At 71.7% G+C, this 18,465-nt stretch carries 19 protein-coding genes; 10 read left to right on the top strand and 9 right to left on the bottom strand.

The window, feature by feature from the left end; translation table 11 throughout:
- Positions 1 to 86: 86 nt before the first annotated feature.
- Positions 87 to 1,472 (top strand): uracil-xanthine permease family protein, encoded by a 1,386-nt coding sequence (locus tag ACYBSK_RS11670; RefSeq protein WP_457476836.1) that lies wholly within the window; start codon positions 87 to 89, stop codon positions 1,470 to 1,472.
- Between the two features lie 19 nt (positions 1,473 to 1,491).
- Here the strand turns inward: ACYBSK_RS11670 and ACYBSK_RS11665 are convergent, their stop codons facing one another.
- Positions 1,492 to 2,679 (bottom strand): glycoside hydrolase family 6 protein, encoded by a 1,188-nt coding sequence (locus ACYBSK_RS11665; RefSeq protein ID WP_460245989.1) that lies wholly within the window; start codon positions 2,677 to 2,679, stop codon positions 1,492 to 1,494.
- 92 nt (positions 2,680 to 2,771) lie between these two features.
- On the opposite strand from ACYBSK_RS11665, the gene ACYBSK_RS11660 reads away from it, so the two are divergent.
- Positions 2,772 to 3,485, top strand: a complete 714-nt coding sequence (locus ACYBSK_RS11660; protein WP_460245988.1) for a DUF5995 family protein — start codon at positions 2,772 to 2,774, stop codon at positions 3,483 to 3,485.
- A gap of 82 nt (positions 3,486 to 3,567) precedes the next feature.
- Positions 3,568 to 4,503 carry an LLM class F420-dependent oxidoreductase gene (locus ACYBSK_RS11655; protein WP_460245987.1) on the top strand — a complete coding sequence of 312 codons (936 nt, stop codon included), beginning with the start codon at positions 3,568 to 3,570 and terminating at the stop codon, positions 4,501 to 4,503.
- An 11-nt stretch (positions 4,504 to 4,514) separates the two neighbouring features.
- On the opposite strand, the gene ACYBSK_RS11650 is transcribed toward ACYBSK_RS11655, so the two are convergent.
- The 4 genes from ACYBSK_RS11650 to ACYBSK_RS11635 form a co-directional block, all read right to left on the bottom strand.
- A complete protein-coding gene (locus ACYBSK_RS11650; RefSeq protein ID WP_457476832.1) occupies positions 4,515 to 6,218 on the bottom strand; it encodes a flavin monoamine oxidase family protein in 1,704 nt (567 codons plus the stop codon).
- 71 nt (positions 6,219 to 6,289) lie between these two features.
- Positions 6,290 to 7,081 (bottom strand): carbon-nitrogen hydrolase family protein, encoded by a 792-nt coding sequence (locus tag ACYBSK_RS11645; protein WP_460245986.1) that lies wholly within the window; start codon positions 7,079 to 7,081, stop codon positions 6,290 to 6,292.
- A 161-nt stretch (positions 7,082 to 7,242) separates the two neighbouring features.
- Complete coding sequence (locus ACYBSK_RS11640; protein ID WP_457476830.1) at positions 7,243 to 7,695, bottom strand: Lrp/AsnC family transcriptional regulator; 453 nt, start codon at positions 7,693 to 7,695, stop codon at positions 7,243 to 7,245.
- A gap of 10 nt (positions 7,696 to 7,705) precedes the next feature.
- Complete coding sequence (locus ACYBSK_RS11635) at positions 7,706 to 9,175, bottom strand: amino acid permease (RefSeq protein ID WP_460245985.1); 1,470 nt, start codon at positions 9,173 to 9,175, stop codon at positions 7,706 to 7,708.
- A 425-nt stretch (positions 9,176 to 9,600) separates the two neighbouring features.
- Between ACYBSK_RS11635 and ACYBSK_RS11630 the strand changes: the two genes are divergently transcribed.
- The 7 genes from ACYBSK_RS11630 to ACYBSK_RS11600 are packed head-to-tail and all read left to right on the top strand — an operon-like array spanning position 9,601 to position 14,359.
- The gene (locus ACYBSK_RS11630; RefSeq protein ID WP_457476828.1) at positions 9,601 to 10,485 is read left to right on the top strand and encodes an STAS domain-containing protein; all 885 of its coding nucleotides are present in this window, start codon (positions 9,601 to 9,603) and stop codon (positions 10,483 to 10,485) included.
- Between the two features lie 14 nt (positions 10,486 to 10,499).
- Positions 10,500 to 10,883 (top strand): STAS domain-containing protein, encoded by a 384-nt coding sequence (locus tag ACYBSK_RS11625; protein WP_457476827.1) that lies wholly within the window; start codon positions 10,500 to 10,502, stop codon positions 10,881 to 10,883.
- Entirely contained in the window at positions 10,867 to 11,325 is a 459-nt protein-coding gene (locus tag ACYBSK_RS11620) for an ATP-binding protein (RefSeq protein WP_457476826.1), read from the top strand. Before ACYBSK_RS11625 ends, ACYBSK_RS11620 begins: the two co-directional genes overlap by 17 nt.
- Positions 11,322 to 12,335 carry a SpoIIE family protein phosphatase gene (locus ACYBSK_RS11615; protein WP_460245984.1) on the top strand — a complete coding sequence of 338 codons (1,014 nt, stop codon included), beginning with the start codon at positions 11,322 to 11,324 and terminating at the stop codon, positions 12,333 to 12,335. The genes ACYBSK_RS11620 and ACYBSK_RS11615 overlap by 4 nt, the downstream gene beginning before the upstream one ends.
- A complete protein-coding gene (locus tag ACYBSK_RS11610) occupies positions 12,332 to 13,564 on the top strand; it encodes a PP2C family protein-serine/threonine phosphatase (RefSeq protein WP_460245983.1) in 1,233 nt (410 codons plus the stop codon). The genes ACYBSK_RS11615 and ACYBSK_RS11610 overlap by 4 nt, the downstream gene beginning before the upstream one ends.
- Complete coding sequence (locus tag ACYBSK_RS11605; RefSeq protein WP_457476823.1) at positions 13,561 to 13,962, top strand: STAS domain-containing protein; 402 nt, start codon at positions 13,561 to 13,563, stop codon at positions 13,960 to 13,962. The genes ACYBSK_RS11610 and ACYBSK_RS11605 overlap by 4 nt, the downstream gene beginning before the upstream one ends.
- Positions 13,963 to 13,972: 10 nt before the next feature.
- Positions 13,973 to 14,359 carry an ATP-binding protein gene (locus ACYBSK_RS11600; RefSeq protein ID WP_457476822.1) on the top strand — a complete coding sequence of 129 codons (387 nt, stop codon included), beginning with the start codon at positions 13,973 to 13,975 and terminating at the stop codon, positions 14,357 to 14,359.
- Positions 14,360 to 14,405: 46 nt separating this feature from the next.
- Here ACYBSK_RS11600 and ACYBSK_RS11595 read toward each other — a convergent pair whose 3' ends face one another.
- From ACYBSK_RS11595 to rpe, 4 genes are all read right to left on the bottom strand, one after another.
- Positions 14,406 to 15,851, bottom strand: coding sequence for a GuaB1 family IMP dehydrogenase-related protein (locus ACYBSK_RS11595; protein ID WP_457476821.1), 1,446 nt, complete (start codon positions 15,849 to 15,851; stop codon positions 14,406 to 14,408).
- 119 nt (positions 15,852 to 15,970) lie between these two features.
- Positions 15,971 to 16,300, bottom strand: coding sequence for a barstar family protein (locus tag ACYBSK_RS11590; RefSeq protein WP_460245982.1), 330 nt, complete (start codon positions 16,298 to 16,300; stop codon positions 15,971 to 15,973).
- Between the two features lie 212 nt (positions 16,301 to 16,512).
- On the bottom strand, positions 16,513 to 17,556 hold the full coding sequence (locus ACYBSK_RS11585; protein WP_457481715.1) for a sugar-binding transcriptional regulator: 1,044 nt from the start codon (positions 17,554 to 17,556) through the stop codon (positions 16,513 to 16,515).
- 170 nt (positions 17,557 to 17,726) lie between these two features.
- The gene (gene rpe, locus ACYBSK_RS11580; RefSeq protein ID WP_457476819.1) at positions 17,727 to 18,413 is read right to left on the bottom strand and encodes a ribulose-phosphate 3-epimerase; all 687 of its coding nucleotides are present in this window, start codon (positions 18,411 to 18,413) and stop codon (positions 17,727 to 17,729) included.
- Positions 18,414 to 18,465: the final 52 nt, after the last annotated feature.

The following is an 18,465-nucleotide window of genomic DNA, read 5'->3' as shown; positions in this document are numbered from 1 at the left end:
ACTTACGTCGCATTAACATGAAGCGATCATTCCGAGCCACACAGGCACCACCCACCTCACGGCCCCCACAGAAGGCGGAATCACTCATGGACCTCGGCGTGCGCTGGAAACTGCACGGCGACGGGCGCACGCCGGCCCCCGGCGCCGTCGTCCGCCCCGACGAACGCCTGTCCTGGCCGCGCACGGTCGGGCTCGGCGCACAGCACGTGGTGGCGATGTTCGGCGCGTCCTTCGTGGCGCCCGTCCTGATGGGCCTCGATCCGAACCTCGCCATCATGATGTCCGGCGTCGCGACGATCATCTTCCTGCTCGCCACGCGCGGCCGGGTCCCCAGTTACCTGGGCTGTTCGCTCTCCTTCGTGGGGGTCGCGGCGGTCATCCGGGCCCAGGGCGGCTCCAGCGCCACGGTCACGGGCGCGGTCTTCGTCGTGGGCGCGGTGCTGTTCCTCGTCGGTCTCGCGGTGCGGAAGTTCGGGGCGCGGATCATCCACGCGACGATGCCGCCGGTGGTGACCGGTGCGGTCGTGATGCTGATCGGCTTCAACCTGGCCCCGGTCACGGCCTCCACGTACTGGCCGACGGACCAGTGGACGGCCCTGCTGGTGATGCTGTTCACCGGTTTGGCCGTGGTGTGCCTGCGCGGTTTCTGGTCGCGCATCGCGATCTTCCTCGGCCTGGTCTTCGGCTACGCGCTCTCCTGGGTCCTCGACCAGGTCTTCGGCAAGATCAACTCGCCGAACAGCGGCGGCAAGGCCGTCGACCACTGGCGCCTGGACCTGTCCGGCGTCGGCCAGGCCGACTGGTTCGGTCTGCCGTCCTTCCACGCCCCGTCGTTCCAGTGGTCGGCGATCCTCGTGGCGCTCCCGGTCGTGATCGCGCTCATCGCGGAGAACGCCGGGCACGTCAAGGCGGTCGGCGAGATGACCGGCGACAACCTCGACGGCAAGCTCGGCACGGCCATCTCGGCGGACGGCGTCGGCTCGATGCTCTCCACCGCCGTCGGCGGCCCGCCCAACACCACGTACTCCGAGAACATCGGCGTCATGGCCGCGACCCGCGTCTACTCGACGGCGGCGTACTGGGCGGCGGCCGGGTTCGCCCTGCTGTTCGGCCTGTGCCCGAAGTTCGGCGCGATCGTCGCGGCGATCCCGGGCGGCGTCCTCGGCGGCATCACGGTCATCCTCTACGGCATGATCGGCCTGCTCGGCGCGCAGATCTGGATCAACGCGGGTGTGGACCTGCGCAACCCGCTGAACCTGGTGCCGACGGCCGCGGGCATCATCATCGGCATCGGTGACGTCTCCCTGAAGTTCACCGACACCTTCTCCCTGAGCGGCATCGCCCTCGGCACCATCGTCGTCATCACCGGCTACCACGCGCTGCGCGCGATGGCCCCCGCCCACCTCAAGACGCAGGAGCCGCTGCTCGACGAGGGCACGTCGTCGTACGACAAGGACGCGGCGGAGAAGTAGCGGAACGGGACCGGGGCGGTCAGTCCGCCAGTTCGTACGCGTAGTCCGGGGTGAACGTCCCCGGCTCCCCCTTGCACCCGTCCGACTCCCCCGGCAGCTTCACCCACAGGTACGCGTCGATCCGGGCCTGCCCCGTGCGCAGCGTCGGGGCCCGGCCCAGCTTGCGGCCGTCGGGGTCGCACCACTCGCCGTCCGCGGGGGCGCCGTTGCCGTTGCGGCTGGTGTCGACGACGGCGCCCAGGCCGCTCGGGCCGCCCAGCGCGGCGAGCACCCGGCGGGCGTAGGCGATCTCGTCCGAGGTGCGGTGGAAGTTGGACACGTTGGTGAAGACGCCGTCGGAGGAGGCGGCCGAGGCCGCGCCCGCCGCCCGCAGCCGGGCCGCCTGGGTGCCGGGCGCGTTCCACGCCGAGTGTCCGCCGTCGTAGTAGACGCGGGCGCGGGGGTTCGCGGCCTTCAGCGTCCGGCCCGCGCGCGCCAGCGCCGCGTACCGGTCGGCCTGTTCGCCCGGGGAGAGGCACTCCGTCTGGGACAGCGCGTCGGGCTCCAGGATCACGACGACCTCGCGGGAGCCGAGCCCGGCCGCGAACCTCTCGATCCAGCCGCCGTACGCGTCCAGGTCGGGCGCCCCGCCGTCCGAGTGCCCGCCGCAGTCGCGGTCCGGGATCGTGTACGGCACGACCACCGGCACCTGCCCGGCGCGCGCCCCCGCCGAGGTGACCGCACGGACCCTTGCCGTGATGGTGGCGGGCGCGTAGTCGGCGAACCAGACGGCGGCCGGGCGGCTCGCTATCCGGGACTCGATGAGGGGGCGCCGCGGGTCGGAGCGGTTGGCCCGCACCCAGTCGAGCACCTGGGAGTCGCCGTAGCGGTACAGGCCGCTCGCGGCGACCGCCGGTCGCGTCTTCCTCGGGGTGGGCGACGGTGTCGTCCTCTTCGGCGTGGGCGCGGAACTCCGCGACGGCGAGGGCGAGTTGCTCGGGGCCCGGGAGGTGGGCACCGCGGGCCGCGGGTTCGGGCTCGGGCTCGCGCTGACCGTCGGGCGCGCCTCGTCGGCCCTGTCCCGGCCGTCGTCGAGGGCGGAGACCAGGCCGACGACGGTGCCGGTCGCCACCACGGCCGAGGCCGCCGTGGCGAGTACGGCGCGGACGGCTCCGCGCCGTCGCTCGGCTCGCCGCTCGGCTCGTCGTCGCGCGTGTAAGCCCGACACCACGCCCTCCTCCTGGTCCGCCGTTCCCTCGTTCTGGGGAAGCCCCCGGCCTGCCGACGCCCGCGTCAGCCTACGGCTGGGACGCTGCGTGCATGGCGCAGTTGGAGCGGTTCGCACAGGCCCGGGTCCCCGCTCAGGGGGTCGACACGGTGATCGCGCGGATGCGCGCGCTCGGCGCGGAGCTGCCACCGCGGGACGGGGTGGCCGTCTTCAACGGGGTCTATCTCGCCGTCACGGAGGCGGTCGACCGGGCGATCGACGCGGGGCCCGCGGGGGCGTTCCCCGACCGGGAAGCGGCGATCACGCTGGACGTGCTGTTCGCCGAGCGCTTCCTCGCGGCGGTCGACGCGGCGGCCCACGGCGGGCGGCCGCCCGCGTGCTGGCGGCCCCTGTTCCAGTTCCGCCGGCATCCCGGCGTACGCCCGTTGCAGTTCGCGCTGGCGGGCATCAATGCGCACATCGGGCACGATCTGGCGCTCGCCGTCGTGGACGCCTGTCGGACGCTCGACTGCGCACCGGACGCCTTGGAGGACGAGTTCGAGCGCGTGGGCGATGTCCTCGTCGCGCTGGAGGAGCGCATCCGTGAAGAGCTGATGCCGGGCCCCGATATGCTCCAGGTCGCCGATCCGCTGACCCATCTGCTGGGCGCGTGGAGTCTGGAGCGGGCCCGCGACGGGGCGTGGGGAGCAGCCCGCGCGCTGTGGGCGCTGCGCGAACTGCCGTCGGTGGCGGCCGGGTTCACGCACCGCCTCGACACGTCGGTGGGTCTGGTGGGGCGGATGCTGCTCACACCGCTGCCCGACTGACCCGGGCGCCGCGTCGGGAACATCCGTACCACCGCGGGACGTTGACCCATGGATCCGCGCTGTCGAGCAGAGGAGCACGACCATGGCGACGACCACCCGACTCGGACTCGGACTGCCCCAGATGAAGCAGTACGACCTCGGCAGGGACGTCCCGGACGTGGCGCGCGCGGCGGAGGCCGTCGGCTACGACAGCCTGTGGGTGTTCGAGCGCGCCCTGTTCCCCGAGCCCGCACGGCAGGGCCTGTACGGGATCCCGGGCCTGCCCTGGCCGGACCAGTACCGCTCGGTCGCCGACCCGCTCGTCGCGCTCACCCTGGCGGCGTCCGCCACGTCCCGCGCCCGGCTCGGCACCAGCGTGCTCGTGGCGCCGCTGCACATCCCCTTCCAACTCGCGCGCTCCCTGTCCTCGTTGGACGCGGCGAGCGGCGGGCGCGTCGTCGCCGGGCTCGGCACGGGCTGGTCGCACGACGAGTACGCGGCGGCCGGGGTGGCCCCCTTCGAGCGGCGCGGCAAGGTGCTCGACGAGCTGATCGACGTGTGCCGGGCGGTGTGGGGCCCGGACCCGGTGTCGTACGAGGGCGAGTGGACGACCGTCGTGCCGTCCGTGGTCGGCCCCAAGCCGGCCGGGCCGCTGCCGATCCTGCTCCCGGCGAACAGCCCGAGGTCCGCCCGCCGCCTGGTCGACAAGGGGGACGGCTGGATGCCCGCGGCGACGGGCGCGGAGGCGCTGAAGAAGCAGTGGGCCGATCTCCAGGCCCTCGCCGAGGAGCGCGGCCGCACCGCTCCGCTCCAGACGGTGCTGCGCGCCAACACCGTCCACACCCGCGAGCCGTACACGGGGGACGACCGCAAGCCGTTCCAGGGCAGCGTCGACCAGATCGTGGAGGACCTGGTGGCGCACGACGAGGTGGGCCTCGACGAGATCCTGGTCGAGCTCCAGGGGCAGGCCCGCGACGCCGAGGAGCTGAAGGACGTCGCGGCGGAGGTGTACGAGAAGGCGCGGGCGGCGGGGATCTAGAACAACAGGCCCTAGTCCTCGGGGAGTTCGACCGGGGCGATCGCGTCGAAGACGTCTCCCGGGCCGGGGTTGGAGGCGTCCGTGGCGCCGCCGAGGTGGTGCATGACGCCCCACACCGCGTTGAGCGCGGTCTGTACGGCGCCCTCGGCCCATCCGGCGGTCCACGAGATGTCGTCGCCCGCGAGGAAGATGCCGCGCCGGTCCGCGGGCAGCGTCTCCTGCATGAAGTGCGTGAACAGGCGGCGCTGGTAGCGGTAGTGGCCGGGCAGGTTCGCCTTGAACGCGCCCATGAAGTACGGCTCGTTCTCCCAGGACACGGTGACCGGGTTGCCGATGATGTGCTTGCGGATGTCGACCTTCGGATAGATCTCGCCGAGGGACTTCAGCATCACGTCGAGCCGCTCGTTCGCGGACAGCGGCAGCCACTTCAGGCTGTCGTCGCACCACGTGTACGAGAGGCAGATCGTGGCGGGCTTGTCCGGCCCGTCGTCGAGCAGGTAGGTGCCGCGGGTCATGCGGTCGGTGAGCGTCATCGACATGACGTCACGGCCCGTCTCCTCGTCCTTGTCGAGCCAGAACGGCCGGTCCACCGGCACGAACAGCTTGCTGGACTCCATGTAGTGCGTACGCTCGATCGCCGTCCAGTGGTCGATCGGGAACAGCGCGTCGTCGCAGTCCACCTTGGACAGCAGCATCCACGACTGGGCGGTGAAGATCGCCGCCTTGTACGTGCGGATGTCGCCGTCGGCGTCCGTGACGGTGATGTGGTTCCCGGCGGTGCGGGACAGCCGGGTCACGGCGGGGCGGGGCGCGCCGTCGGCGTGCAGCGTGCTCAGCGACGTACCGGGCGCCCAGTGCACGATCTTCCCCGGTTCCCGCTCCCACAGCCGCAGCGGCAGCTGCTGCGAGCCGCCGACGATGCCACGGTGGTGGTCGTCGGCCTCGGTGTAGACGACGCGCAGGATCTCCAGAATGGAGTTGGGGAAGTCGGTGTCCCAGCCGCCGGTGCCGAAGCCGACCTGGCCGAAGATCTCGCGGTGCCGGAAGGACTTGAACGCCTCGGACTCGCAGAGGAACCCGTAGAAGGTCTGGTTGTCGAGCTTCTCGACGAGCCTGCCCCAGATCTCGCGGATGCGGGGCACGTCGCGCTCGCGCATCGCCTGGTTCATGTCGGAGAAGTCGGCGCCCTCGTCGAGGCACTTGTTCCACGCCTCGGCGACGTCCCGGTAGACCTGCGGCAGGTCGTCGATCGTCTCGGCGTAGTGGGACTCGCCCTTGAGGTCGACGACGGTCGAGGGCGTGGCCTCCGACAGCGGGTTGGGGAACGCCCTGGTCTCCAGGCCCACCATGTCGATGTAGTGCTGAAGCGCCGTGGACGACGGCGGGAACCGCATCGCGCCCATCTCCGCGGTCAAGCCGGAGGCCCCCGCCGGGGTGCCCTCGAAGCCGACCGTGCGCAGTCGGCCGCCGATCCGGTCCGCCTCGTACACGACGGGCTTGAGGCCCATCTTCATCAGCTCGTACGCGGCGACGATGCCGGAGAGGCCGCCGCCGATGACCGCGACCTCGGTGCCGTGCTCGGTCGCGGGTATCTGGCCGAGGCCCGCGGGGTGGGCGAGGAAGTCGTCGTACGCGTACGGGAAGTCCGGCCCGAACATCGTGATGGGCGGCTGGCCCTCGGTGTGCTGGGCGGCGGTGGGCACCGTGGACGTCATGGGGTGCGGACTCCTTGCGGGTACTGAAGTGCTGGGCAGGAAGCGGGAGGGGAGGCGGCCGCGGCCGGGCCTCAGGAGGTGAGCGAGCCGTACAGACCCGGACGGCGGTCGTCGAGGTACGGGTTGGCCTTGCGGGAGGCGGCGAGGAGACCGGGGTCGGCGTCGGCGAGCACCAGCTCCTCGCCGCGGCCCGCGCGGGCCTTGGCCACGCCGTCGGGACCGGCGAGCGTGGAGAGCCCGACGAACTCGAACTCGCCCTCGGCGCCGACCCGGTTGACGTACGCGACGTACATCTGGTTCTCGAAGGCGCGCACCGGCACGACCGATTCGGCGACGAACTGGAAGGGGTGCATCTGCGCCGTCGGCACGAGCAGCAGGTCGGTGCCGGCGAGGGCGTGCGCCCGGACGTTCTCCGGGAACTCGACGTCGTAGCAGATCATCAGGCCGACCCGCAGACCGTTCAGCTCGGCCTGCACGACCGGCTGCTCCCCCGGTGTGAACTGCTCGCGCTCGAAGCAGCCGAACAGGTGGGTCTTGCGGTAGTTGGCGAGGCGGGTGCCGTCGGCGGAGATCAGCTGTACGGAGTTGAAGACGGCGTCGCCGTCGCGCTCCGGGTAGCCGTAGGCGACGGCGAGGCCGTGCCGGTGGGCCAGCTCGGCGATCGCGTCGGCGGCGTCCCCGTCGGCGGGCTCGGCCAGCCGGGCGACGTCGTCGCCGATCGCGTACCCGGTGAGGAACATCTCCGGCGCCACGAGGAGCCCGGCGCCCGCGGCGGCGGCCCGGCCGGCGGCCGCGTCGAGAACCTCGAGGTTCGCGGCGGTCGAGCCGGGGTGTCCTGAGCTCTGGAGCAGGGCGGTGCGCATGGGTGTCCTCAACCGTTCACGGGATGGGGTTCGGGGTCACCAAAAAGCTACGGCCGCCCGCGACGGCGGACAAGAAGCACCTGTTGCGCGTCGATGCGCTGTTTGTTGCGTCGTCGGGCCCGCGGGCGGCGTTTCGTTGCGCGGCGCCCGCGGGTTCCGCGTTACGCGGGCGAACCGGAGGTGAAGCGCCTCATCAGGGGCGACAGCACGAGCACGGACTTGGTCCGTTCGACGAACGGCTCGCCCGCGATCCGCTCCAGGACCCGCTCGAAGTGCCGCATGTCGGAGGCGAAGACCTGGACGATCGCGTCGGCCTCACCGGTGACGGTGGAGGCGGACGCGACCTCGGGGTAGCGCTCCAGGCCCCGCCGGATCGCCTCCGGCGAGGTGTTGGAGCGGCAGTAGATCTCGATGAAGCCCTCGGTCTCCCAGCCGAGCGCCGCCGGGTCGACGCGCACCGTGAATCCGGTGATCGCGCCGGTGGCCCGCAGCCGGTCCACGCGGCGCTTCACGGCGGGCGCGGACAGGCCGACGAGCTGGCCGATGTCGGCGTAGGAGCGGCGGGCGTCCTCGGCGAGGGCGTGCACGATGCGTTCGTCGAGATCGTTCAGCAAGGCGGGAGCTTCACTTCTGGGCGGCTGGGGCTGCGAGACGGGAGCGGCGCATCCCGTAGCTGAAGTAGAACACGAGACCGACGGCCATCCAGACACCGAAGACGATCCAGGTGATAGCGGACAGGCTGCCCATCATCCACACGCAGAATCCGAAACCGACGAGCGGCAGGACCGGCGCCAGCGGCACCCGGAAGCTGCGCTTCATGTCGGGGCGGGTGCGGCGCAGCACGATCACGGCGATGTTGACCAGGGCGAAGGCGAAGAGCGTGCCGATGCTGGTGGCGTCGGCGAGCTGGCCGAGCGGGATGGCCGCCGCGAGGACGCCGCAGAACAGGGACACGATGACCGTGTTGGCGCGCGGCGCCCCGGTCTTCGGGTGGACCTTCGCGAACACCTTGGGCACGAGCCCGTCGCGGGACATCGCGAACAGCACGCGGGTCTGCCCGTAGAGCACGGTCAGCACGACGGACGCGATGGCGATGACGGCTCCGGCGGCGAGCACCGTGCCCCAGAACGGCTGTCCCGTGACGTCCTTCATGATCGCGGCGAGCGTCGCCTCGGAGTCGGTGAAGCCGGTCCAGGGGCGGGCGCCGACGGCGACGGCGGCCACGAGGACGTACAGCGCGGTGACGATGATCAGCGACAGCATGATGGCGCGCGGCAGGTCACGCTGCGGGTTCTTCGCCTCCTCGCCGGCGGTGGAGGCGGCGTCGAAGCCGATGTACGAGAAGAAGAGGGTGGCGCCTGCGGCGCTCACGCCCGCCATGCCGAGCGGCATGAAGTCCTCGTAGTTGCCGGACTTGAAGCCCATGAAGCCGATGACGCAGAACAGCAGCAGGGCCGCGATCTTCACGGCGACCATGACCGTGTTGGCGCGCGCGGACTCCTTGGCGCCGCCGAGCAGGAACACCATGGCGAGCAGGACGACGATCAGCGCGGGCAGGTTGAAGATCCCGCCGTCGCCGGGCGGCGCGGACAGGGCGTCCGGGATGGTGACGCCTATCGTGCCGTCGAGCAGCTCGTTCAGGTATTCGCCCCAGCCGACGGCGACGGCGGCCACCGAGACCCCGTACTCCAGGACCAGGCACCAGCCGCAGACCCAGGCGAGAAGTTCGCCCATCGTTGCGTATGCGTACGAGTACGAGGATCCTGCGACCGGGATGGTGCCGGCCAGCTCGGCGTAGGAGAGGGCCGAGAAGAGCGCGGTGAGACCGGCGATCACGAAGGACAGCGTGACGGCGGGACCGGCCTTCGGGACGGCCTCGCCGAGCACGACGAAGATGCCCGTGCCGAGGGTGGCACCGATGCTGATCATCGTCAGCTGCCACATGCCGAGGGAGCGCCGCAGCGAGCCGCCCTCACCCTGGCCGCCCTCCACGACCAGCTGTTCCACCGGCTTGCGCCGCATGAGGCGGGCGCCGAGGCCGGGGGACGGGGGTGCGGCTTGCGGGGTGCGCGGGGGTGCGCCGTGGTCGAGCACGGGCTGGCTCCTTGATCGCTGCCGGTCGGATGGGCCGCGGCGAGGAGGCGCGGCGGAGCACACCCGAAGCCGGGGCCCGCCGAGCAGGCAGAACCCCCGCCACGCAACGTACAGCGGATGACTCTAAAGGACGCGGCTTCCCAGCTGTAATGCAGCAACCTTGCGTGGGGCCGGACGATCATTGCGCGTATCCGCGGTCCTCAGGTGTTCATTGCGGCGTCCGTTTCGTCTGTTGCGTCGGACGTGTCACAGCTCACACCCTCCGCGCGTGCATGAGGCGGCCGAACAGGGGTAACCGCAAAGGCTGCCTCTGTCGTTGATCCATGGGGGACGATCAGTCGTCAACCTGGAATACGGCGGGGGCACTTGAAGGTGTGCATGATGTGCGGGACGCACACACATGCGAATCGGCGTGAGAGGGGCTTGTGAGTACCAGCGAGACCGACATTCGAAATCTGCTGCTGGAGACGTTGCGGAACCAGGAGCAGCAGATCGCTGCCAGCTGGACCACGCTCCAGCTGGACCAGGCCGCCCTCGGCACCGACATGAGCGAGAGCGAGCTGCGCGAGGAGGCGCTGCTGCTCGTCGACGCGCTCACCGAGGCACTGGCCAGCGACACCCCGGTGGCGCGCCTGGTGACGTCGCACCACAACCTGCGCACCACGGTCACCGAGCTGTCGCTGCGCCGGGTGCGCGCGGGCGCCACGCCCACCGACACCTCGCTGGCGGTGCTCTCCCTCAAGGAGGCGCTGCTGGCGGCCGTCCAGCACACCACCCGCGACATGGGCGAGCTGTTCGCCGCGGCCAACTTCATCAACCGGATGCTCGACGCGGCGGGCGCGCTCTCCTTCGAGACGTACGTCGAGGGGCGCGAGGAGATCATCCAGCGCCAGAGCCGTCAGCTGATGGAACTCTCCACGCCCGTCGTACGGCTGTGGAAGCACGTCCTGGCCGTGCCGCTCATCGGCACCCTGGACACGGCCCGCACCCAGATCGTCATGGAGTCGCTGCTCCAGGCGATCCAGGACGACGAGGCCAAGGTCGCCATCATCGACATCACCGGGGTGCTGACCGTCGACACGGCGGTCGCCCAGCACCTCATGCACACCGTCAACGCGGTCCGGCTGATGGGCGCCGACTGTGTCATCAGCGGCATCCGTCCGCCCATCGCCCAGACCATCGCCCAGTTGGGGATCGACCTGTCCACCATCCTGACCCGCGCCACGCTGGCCGACGCGCTCGCCGCCTCGGTCAAGCTCACGGACCAGCCCGCCGTCGGTTTCGCCGTCGCAGGGTCGGCACCGCGGTGAACTCCCCTCGCCCGATGGGCGTTCCCATTCTGCGGTTCGGCGATGTCCTGGTGACGGGGCTGCTGGCCGAGCTGGACGACCGGTCCGCGCTGGCCTTCACGGACGAGCTGACCGAGCGGATCACGTCGGACCACGCCCGGGGTGTCCTCATCGACATCTCCCGGCTCGAACTGATCGACTCGTTCGTCGCCCGCACGCTCATGGAACTGACCAACATGGCACGGCTGTTGGGGGCCCGGGTGATCGTCGCCGGGATGCGGCCGGCCGTGGCGATCACCCTGGTCGAGCTGGGCATCCAGCTGACCGGAGTGGAGACCGCGCTCAACGCCGAGCAGGGCCTGACGGCGCTCGGCTGGCGGCGCACCATGGAGGCCCCGGGCCATGACCATGTCGGATGAGCGCGCCCCGAGCCCGCCGCACCTCGTCAACGCCGAGGTGACCATCCGCCGCGCCTACGACGTACGGTCGGACGACGACCTGCTGACGGTCCGGCACGCCGTGCGCGCCGCCACCGTCGAGTGCGGCTTCGGGCTCGTGGACCAGACCCGCGTGGTCACCGCGGCCAGCGAACTCGCGCGCAACGCGTTCGTCCACGGCGAGGGCGGCACCCTCGTCGTGGAACTGCTGACGAAGAGAGGAGCCAGCGGTATCCGACTGGTGATACAGGACGAAGGCCCCGGCATCCCGGACCTCGGCGCGGCCCTGACGGACGGCTGGACCACGGGCAACGGACTGGGCCACGGCCTGGGCGGCGCCCGCCGCCTGATGGACGACTTCCACGTCGACACCGCCGCCGGACGCGGCACCACGGTGACCGCCGTGCGCTGGACGAACCGATGAAACACGCCACCGACCCCGCGGTCACCGCGCACGTCGTCGTCGACCACGCCAGCGCGGTGCACCACGCCGCCGCGCTGGCCCGCGAGACGGCGGCGGCCGGCGGCCTGGACGGCACGGCGGCCGAGCGCGCCGCCGTGCTGACCAGCGAACTCGCCGGGAACCTGCTGCGGCACGCGGTCGGCGGGGCGATCTACGTACAGCGCCACCCCACGGGGCACGGCATCGACGTGGTCGCGGTCGACCGGGGCCCGGGGATGGCACAGCCCGACCGGGCGATGGTCGACGGGTTCAGCACCACCGGCTCGCTGGGCTCCGGCATGGGGGCGGCGCGGCGCCTGGCGGACGCCCTGACGCTGCGCACGCTGCCCGGTGTCGGCACGCTGATCTGCGCCCGGTTCCGCGCGCCCGGCTCGGGTCCCGTCCGGTCCGACGTGGGCCTGCTCTGCCTTCCGCTGCGGGGCGAGGAGCGGTGCGGGGACAGCGCGGCCGTCGTCGACGCGCCGGGCGGACGCACCGTGCTCGTCGTCGACGGCCTCGGTCACGGCGCGGAGGCCGCCGAGATGAGCGCCGCCGCCGTGGCCGTGTTCCACGAGGCGGCCGAACGCCCGCTGCCCGAACTGCTCTCGTCGATGGACCGGGCGCTGCGCGGCGGCCGGGGCGCCGCGGTGGGCCTGGTCCGGCTGCGGCCCGGCACGGTCGAGCACTGCGGCATCGGCAACGTCCGCCTCCTGCTCACCTCGCACGACGGGGTGCACTCCCGGGAGGTGGGCCGGCCCGGCGTGGTCGGCTGGAACATGCCGCGCCCGCAGGCCCGCTCGATACCGCTGCCGGAGGGGTGCTCGGTGGTCGTCCACACGGACGGCATCCAGGCCCGGTGGGCGGACACCGCGACCCCGTTCCTGCTGGGGCTGCCGCCCCGGCTGCTCGCCCCCGCCCTGGGGCACGGCCACCGAAGCGCCCGCGACGACGCGACCGTCCTGGTCTCCGCGGCACCAAGGAGGAACACATGACCGACCAGGAGGCGGCGGCGTCCCCTGGCACGTCCTATCGCTCCCTGCCCGAACTCCGTACGGCCGTACGGGTGTTGGCGGCCGGGTTCCGGCTGCCCGCCGAACTGCGCACCCGGCTGACCCTGTCGGTCGCCCGGGTCGCCGAACCGGAGCTGCGGGCCGGGCGTCTCGTCACCCTGGAGGCCGAGCCCGGCCCCGTCCGCGCCCGCCGGGAGCTGACGGTGCGGCTGCGGTGTCCGTTCGCCCCGTGGCCGACGCCCGTCGAAGGACTTCCGCTGCGCGCCCAGCGGGACGCGGACACGACGGTGTGGCGGGTGCCGCTGCCCGAGGTGCCGCACCAGGGCGGACCCGGCGCGCACTCCCCCGTCGAACTCCTGGAGGAGGAGCTGCAGGCCGCGCTCGCCCGAGCCGAGTCCCTGGAGGCCGACCGCCGCAGCCTCACCCACGAACTGGACGAGACCAACAGCGGGGTCCTCGCCCTGTACGTGCAGTTGGAGGAGCGCGACGAGCAACTGCGGCGCGCCCACGGGCAGATGCTGCGCGAGCTGGAGGACGCGCTGCGCCCCGGCCCCATGAAGGTGGACGGCCTCGACCTCGCCATCCACTACGCGCCCGCGGGCACGGACGCCCCCACCGGCGGCGACCTGTACGACTGGTTCCAGCTGCCCGACGGCACCGTGCACATCACCGTCGTCGACGCCCTCGGCCACGGCCTCACCAGTACCCGCAGCGCCCTCAACGTGACCCACGCCGTGCGCACCCTCACCCTGGAGGGCCACCCGCTGGAGACGGTGATCGCACGCACCGACGAGATCCTCCTCCCCTACGACCGGGAGCTGATGGCCACCGTCCAGCTCGCCCGCATCGACCCGGTCTCCGGCCGCCTCACCCTCGCCAACGGCAGCCATCCGCCGCCCCTGTTGGTGAGCGAGGACGGCAGCGCCCGTTTCCTCGAAGTACGCGGACGGGGCATCGGTTACCCGCTCGCGGGCAGTGAAGGACTGTGGCACGAGAAGATGGCACCCGGTGATCTGCTCGTGCTCTACACGGACGGCCTCACCGAGAGCCGCCGCGACCCCTACGAGGGCGAGCGTCGGCTCACGTCGGCGGCCGTCCGGCACCGACACCGCCCGACCGAAGAAATCCCCGGCGCCCTCGCGAAGGAGATGCACACCGTGATCCTGCACCCGGACGACACGCTCGCCCTGACCGTGAGGAGAAGCCGTTGACGGCCGCGGACCCCGGAGCGATACCCGAGGACCCGTCCACGTCCGAGGCCCCGCGCGCGGTGCTCTCGCTGGCCACGTCGGCGGGCCCGGACGGCCCGCTGGTCACCCTCACCGGCGACCTCGACTACGAGACGGCGCCGCTGCTCCTGGAGTGCGTGGGCGAGCTCGACGTCCCGGCGGACACCACCGTGACCCTCGACCTGTCGGGCGTGGCCTTCTTCGACTCGGGCGGCATCAACGGGCTGCTGCGGGCCCGGACCACCCTGCTCGCCCGGGACGCGCGGCTCACGGTGCGCCGCCTCTCCCCGGTCGTCGAGCGGATCTTCCGGATCACCGGCCTCGACACGGTTCTCGTCCCGGAGGGTTCCGGTGGCGGTGAAGATCCGACGGCGGGGTAGTCGATACCCCATGGAGATCGTGGTGGACGGTCCGCTGACAGGGGCCCAGGCACGGCACGCCGCCGCCGGCTTCCTGGCGGAGCACTGCCCGTGGGCCGACAAGGACGCGGTGCTGCTCGTCGTGTCGGAGCTGGTCGGCAACGCGGCCCGGCACGCCGGCGCCCTGGCCAGGCTGCGGCTGCGCGCCGATCCGGCCGGGCTCGCGGTGTCGGTGGAGGACGACGACCCGCGGGCCCCGCAGGCGCGCGCCCCCGACCTGGGCGGCGGGGGCGGCTTCGGCTGGCACGTGGTGGAGCGGCTCGCGGAGCGCATCGCGGTGCGGCCCGCGCAGGGCGGCAAGTGCGTCGAGGCGGCGTGGACCGCGCCCGCGGCCATGGCCCACGCCGTACCCGACTGAAATCGCCCGGGGGGGGCGGAAGGCCGGACGGCCTTCCGCGGTCCGGCTACTGGTTCCAGCTGGCGTGCAGCGGCTTGCCCTCGGCGTAGCCGGCCGCGGACTGGATGCCGACGGTGGCGCGCTCCTCGAACTCGGCGAGCGAGTTGGCACCCGCGTAGGTGCAGGAGGAGCGGACACCGGCGATGACGGAGTCGATCAGGTCCTCGACGCCGGGGCGCTGCGGGTCGAGGAACATCCGCGAGGTCGAGATGCCCTCCTCGAACAGCGCCTTGCGGGCGCGGTCGTAGGCGGACTCCTCGCTCGTGCGGTTCTTCACGGCACGCGCGGACGCCATGCCGAAGGACTCCTTGTAGGCACGGCCCTGGGCGTCGTGCTGGAGGTCGCCCGGCGACTCGTACGTACCGGCGAACCACGAGCCGATCATGACGTTGGACGCACCGGCGGCGAGCGCCATGGCGACGTCGCGCGGGTGCCGCACGCCACCGTCGGCCCACACGTGCTTGCCGTACTTCTTGGCCTCGGCGGCGCACTCCAGGACGGCGGAGAACTGCGGGCGGCCGACGCCGGTCATCATGCGCGTGGTGCACATGGCGCCGGGTCCGACACCGACCTTGATGATGTCGGCGCCGGCCTCGATGAGGTCCTTGACGCCCTCGGCGGCGACGATGTTGCCCGCGACGATCGGGACCTGCGGGTCGAGGGCCCGCACGGCCTTGATCGCGGAGATCATCGACTCCTGGTGGCCGTGCGCGGTGTCCACGACGAGCGTGTCGACGCCCGCGTCGAGCAGCTGCTTGGCCTTGCCCGCCACATCGCCGTTGATGCCGACGGCGGCGGCGATGCGCAGCTTGCCGTCGGCGTCGGTGGCCGGGGTGTAGAGAGTCGCGCGCAGCGCACCGGTACGGGTCAGGATGCCCGCCAGCTTCCCGTCCTTGTCCACGGCCGGGGCGTAGCGGCGGTTGGCGCCGTCCAGCTTGTTGAAGGCGTCGCGCGGGTCGATGTCCGCGTCGAGCAGCAGCAGGTCCTTGGCCATGACCTCGGACAGCTGCGTGAAGCGGTCGACGCCGGACAGGTCCTGGTCGGTGACGACACCGACGGGCCGCTGCTCGTCGTCCACGACGACACCGGCGTTGTGCGCGCGCTTGGGCAGCAGCGACAGCGCGTCGGCGACGGTCTGCGTCGGAGCGAGGACGATCGGGGTGTCGAGCACCAGGTGGCGGGTCTTGACCCAGGAGATGACCTCGGTGACGACCTCGATCGGGATGTCCTGCGGAATGACGACCAGGCCGCCCCGGCGGGCCACCGTCTCGGCCATGCGACGCCCGGCGATCGCGGTCATGTTGGCGACGACCAGCGGGATCGTGGTGCCCGTACCGTCCGGCGAGGACAGGTCGACGGCCTGCCGGGAGCCGACGGCGCTCCGGCTCGGCACCATGAAGACGTCGTCGTACGTCAGGTCGTACGCGGGCTTGATGTCATTGAGGAAACGCACGTGCGGACATCCCAGTCGGTAGAAGGGGGCCCCTGGAAGTCTGCTCCCGGGGGCACAAAGCACGTACTTCATTTTCCCATGCCGCCCGAAGTCACGTCTCCGGGCCGAACATCCCAAGGTCAGCGATGTTCCTTGGATGATCCTCCGAGCGCGAGCAGCACCTGTGCGGCGGAAGCTTGTGCGAACACCTCACAGGCGATGTCCCACTGCTCCGGCTGCCGCTCCTTGAACTCCGCCCACCCGGACACGACGACCACGACCGCCCCGCCCGGGTCCGCCTCCGGCAGCTGCCCGGGATCGCTCAGCGCATCGGCGAGCGCGTCCCAGTTCCCCCCGAACCACGCGGGCAGCTCCAGCGCGGAGGCACACCGCTCCATGAACCCGCCCTTGTCGACCACCCCACCGAGCTCCAGCTGACGCACGACCCACAGCTCGGAAGACCCAGGCACCCCACTCACCACACCCTCACCTCCAAAGCACTGCGGCGTATCAAGCCCCTCCGGGGACGTGAAGCAGACCCATTCCAAGTCTCTCCGGGGACGTAGAGCGGGCCCACTTCAAGCCCCTCCGGGGACGCGGAGCCGGCCCATTTCAAGCCCCTCCGGCGATTGAGGAGCGGGGCCCGGGGCAGAGCCCCGCAACCGCAACCCCGCTCCCGCCCTCACACCCCGTCAGGATCCGCCCGCTGCAACGCCGGCTTCGGCGCCGCCCCCGCCGCAAGCAGGAAATCGGCCGCCGCCGTATCCGTCACCAGACTGGTCACGAGCCCCGACCGCAACACCGCGTCAATGGCCCCCGCCTTCCGCTGCCCACCGGCGATCGCCACCACCTCCGGTATCCGCCGCAACCGATCCGCCTCAACGGTGATGCACCGCTCCCCGAGATCCCGCCCGACCCGACGCCCCTGCGCATCGAACAGATGCGCGGACATCTCCGCGGCGACACCCAGCGACGCGTAATGCGCCCGCTCCTCGTCGCTCAGCATGTCGTGCACGGTGGAGATCCCCGGCTCCCACGAGCCGATCGACACACACGCCACGGTGACCTTGTCGAAGTACTCGAAGGCCCGCGCGATCCCCGTCTGGTTGCGCAGCGCCGCCGCCGTGGCCGCGTCCGGCAGCAGCATGGGCGCGTAGATCGGGTGCGCGTCGCCGCCCGAGACCTGCGCGGCCCGCCGCACGGCCTCCACCGAGCCGCGCTCCGCGGTCCCCGCGTCGTACACACCGGTCAGCTGCACCACGGTGCACGGCGGCAGCCGGTCGAGGGCCGCGGCCATGTGGATCGTGGAGCGCCCCCACGCGAGACCGAGCACGTCGCCCTCGGTGACCAGCTCGCCGAGCAGATCCGCCGCGACCTCCCCCAGGTTCTCGGGGTCGGACGACTCGTCGATCTCGGCGGGCGACTCGACGACGACCGCGTGCCGCAGCCCGTAGCGGGCACGCAGCGCGTCCGACCGCTCCGCGTCCAGCTCGGCAGGGACCCGGATCTCGATCCGTACGAGATCCCGCTCGAGGGCGGTCTCGAGGACCCGCGCCACCTTGAAGCGGCTCACGCCGAACTCCTCGGCGATCTGGATCTTTGACTTGCCCTCGAGGTAGAAGCGACGGGCCATGGCCGCCGCCTGCACCAGCTCCGCGGGTCCCATCCGCAGGGCCGCCCGTCCCGCCGATGATGCGGACACGGCGTTCTCCTCACTTCTCTTCAGTCACGACATGTTGCTCAGGCCACGACTTCAATCGGTCTACGGTCACTCGGTCTACGCTCACGACGCGACTGCTGCCGCTCACAGCGGTTCACAACCTCGATACGCCGTTCATCCTTGCAGATCCGACGCGGTTGATCAGCCCCGATGAACGCCGTTCACGTGCCTGTGGCTCAGTGGTCGCACGCCCAGCCCGCGGCCGCCGTGGCGCCCTCCGCCTGCGTGCGCAATGCACGTACCGCGTCCGCCGGGTCCTTCGCCCCGTACACCGCCGAACCGGCGACGAAGACGTCGGCTCCCGCCTCCGCGCACCGCTCGATCGTCGCGGCGGAGACCCCGCCGTCGACCTGGAGCCACAGCTCCAGACCGTGCTTCCCGATCAGCTCACGGGTGCGGCGGATCTTCGGCAACATGATGTCCAGGAAGGCCTGCCCGCCGAAGCCCGGCTCAACCGTCATGATCAGCAGCATGTCCAGCTCGGGCAGCAGATCCTCGTACGGCTCGATCGGCGTCGCCGGCTTGAGGGCCATCGAGGCGCGGGCGCCCTTGGCGCGGATCTCGCGCGCGAGGCGGACGGGCGCGGCGGCGGCCTCCGCGTGGAAGGTGACGGACCCGGCACCCGCTTCGACGTACTGAGGAGCCCAGCGATCGGGGTCCTCGATCATCAGATGGCAGTCCAACGGGGTGTCCGTCGCACGCGCCAACGACTCTACGACCGGAACCCCCAGGGTCAGATTCGGTACGAAGTGGTTGTCCATGACGTCGACATGGAGCCAGTCGGCGCCTTCGACGGCCTGTGCCTCGTCGGCAAGGCGGGCGAAGTCCGCGGACAGGATGCTGGGGTTGATCTGCACGGCCATGCCCCAAGCGTGCCATGCCCGGCGCTCCCCCTCCGCCTCGGTCCAGACCAAG

The organism is Streptomyces sp. BYX5S (assembly GCF_054724165.1).
The sequence above is the reverse complement of the archived record's forward strand: the minus strand, read 5'-3'. Positions and strand labels throughout refer to the sequence as shown.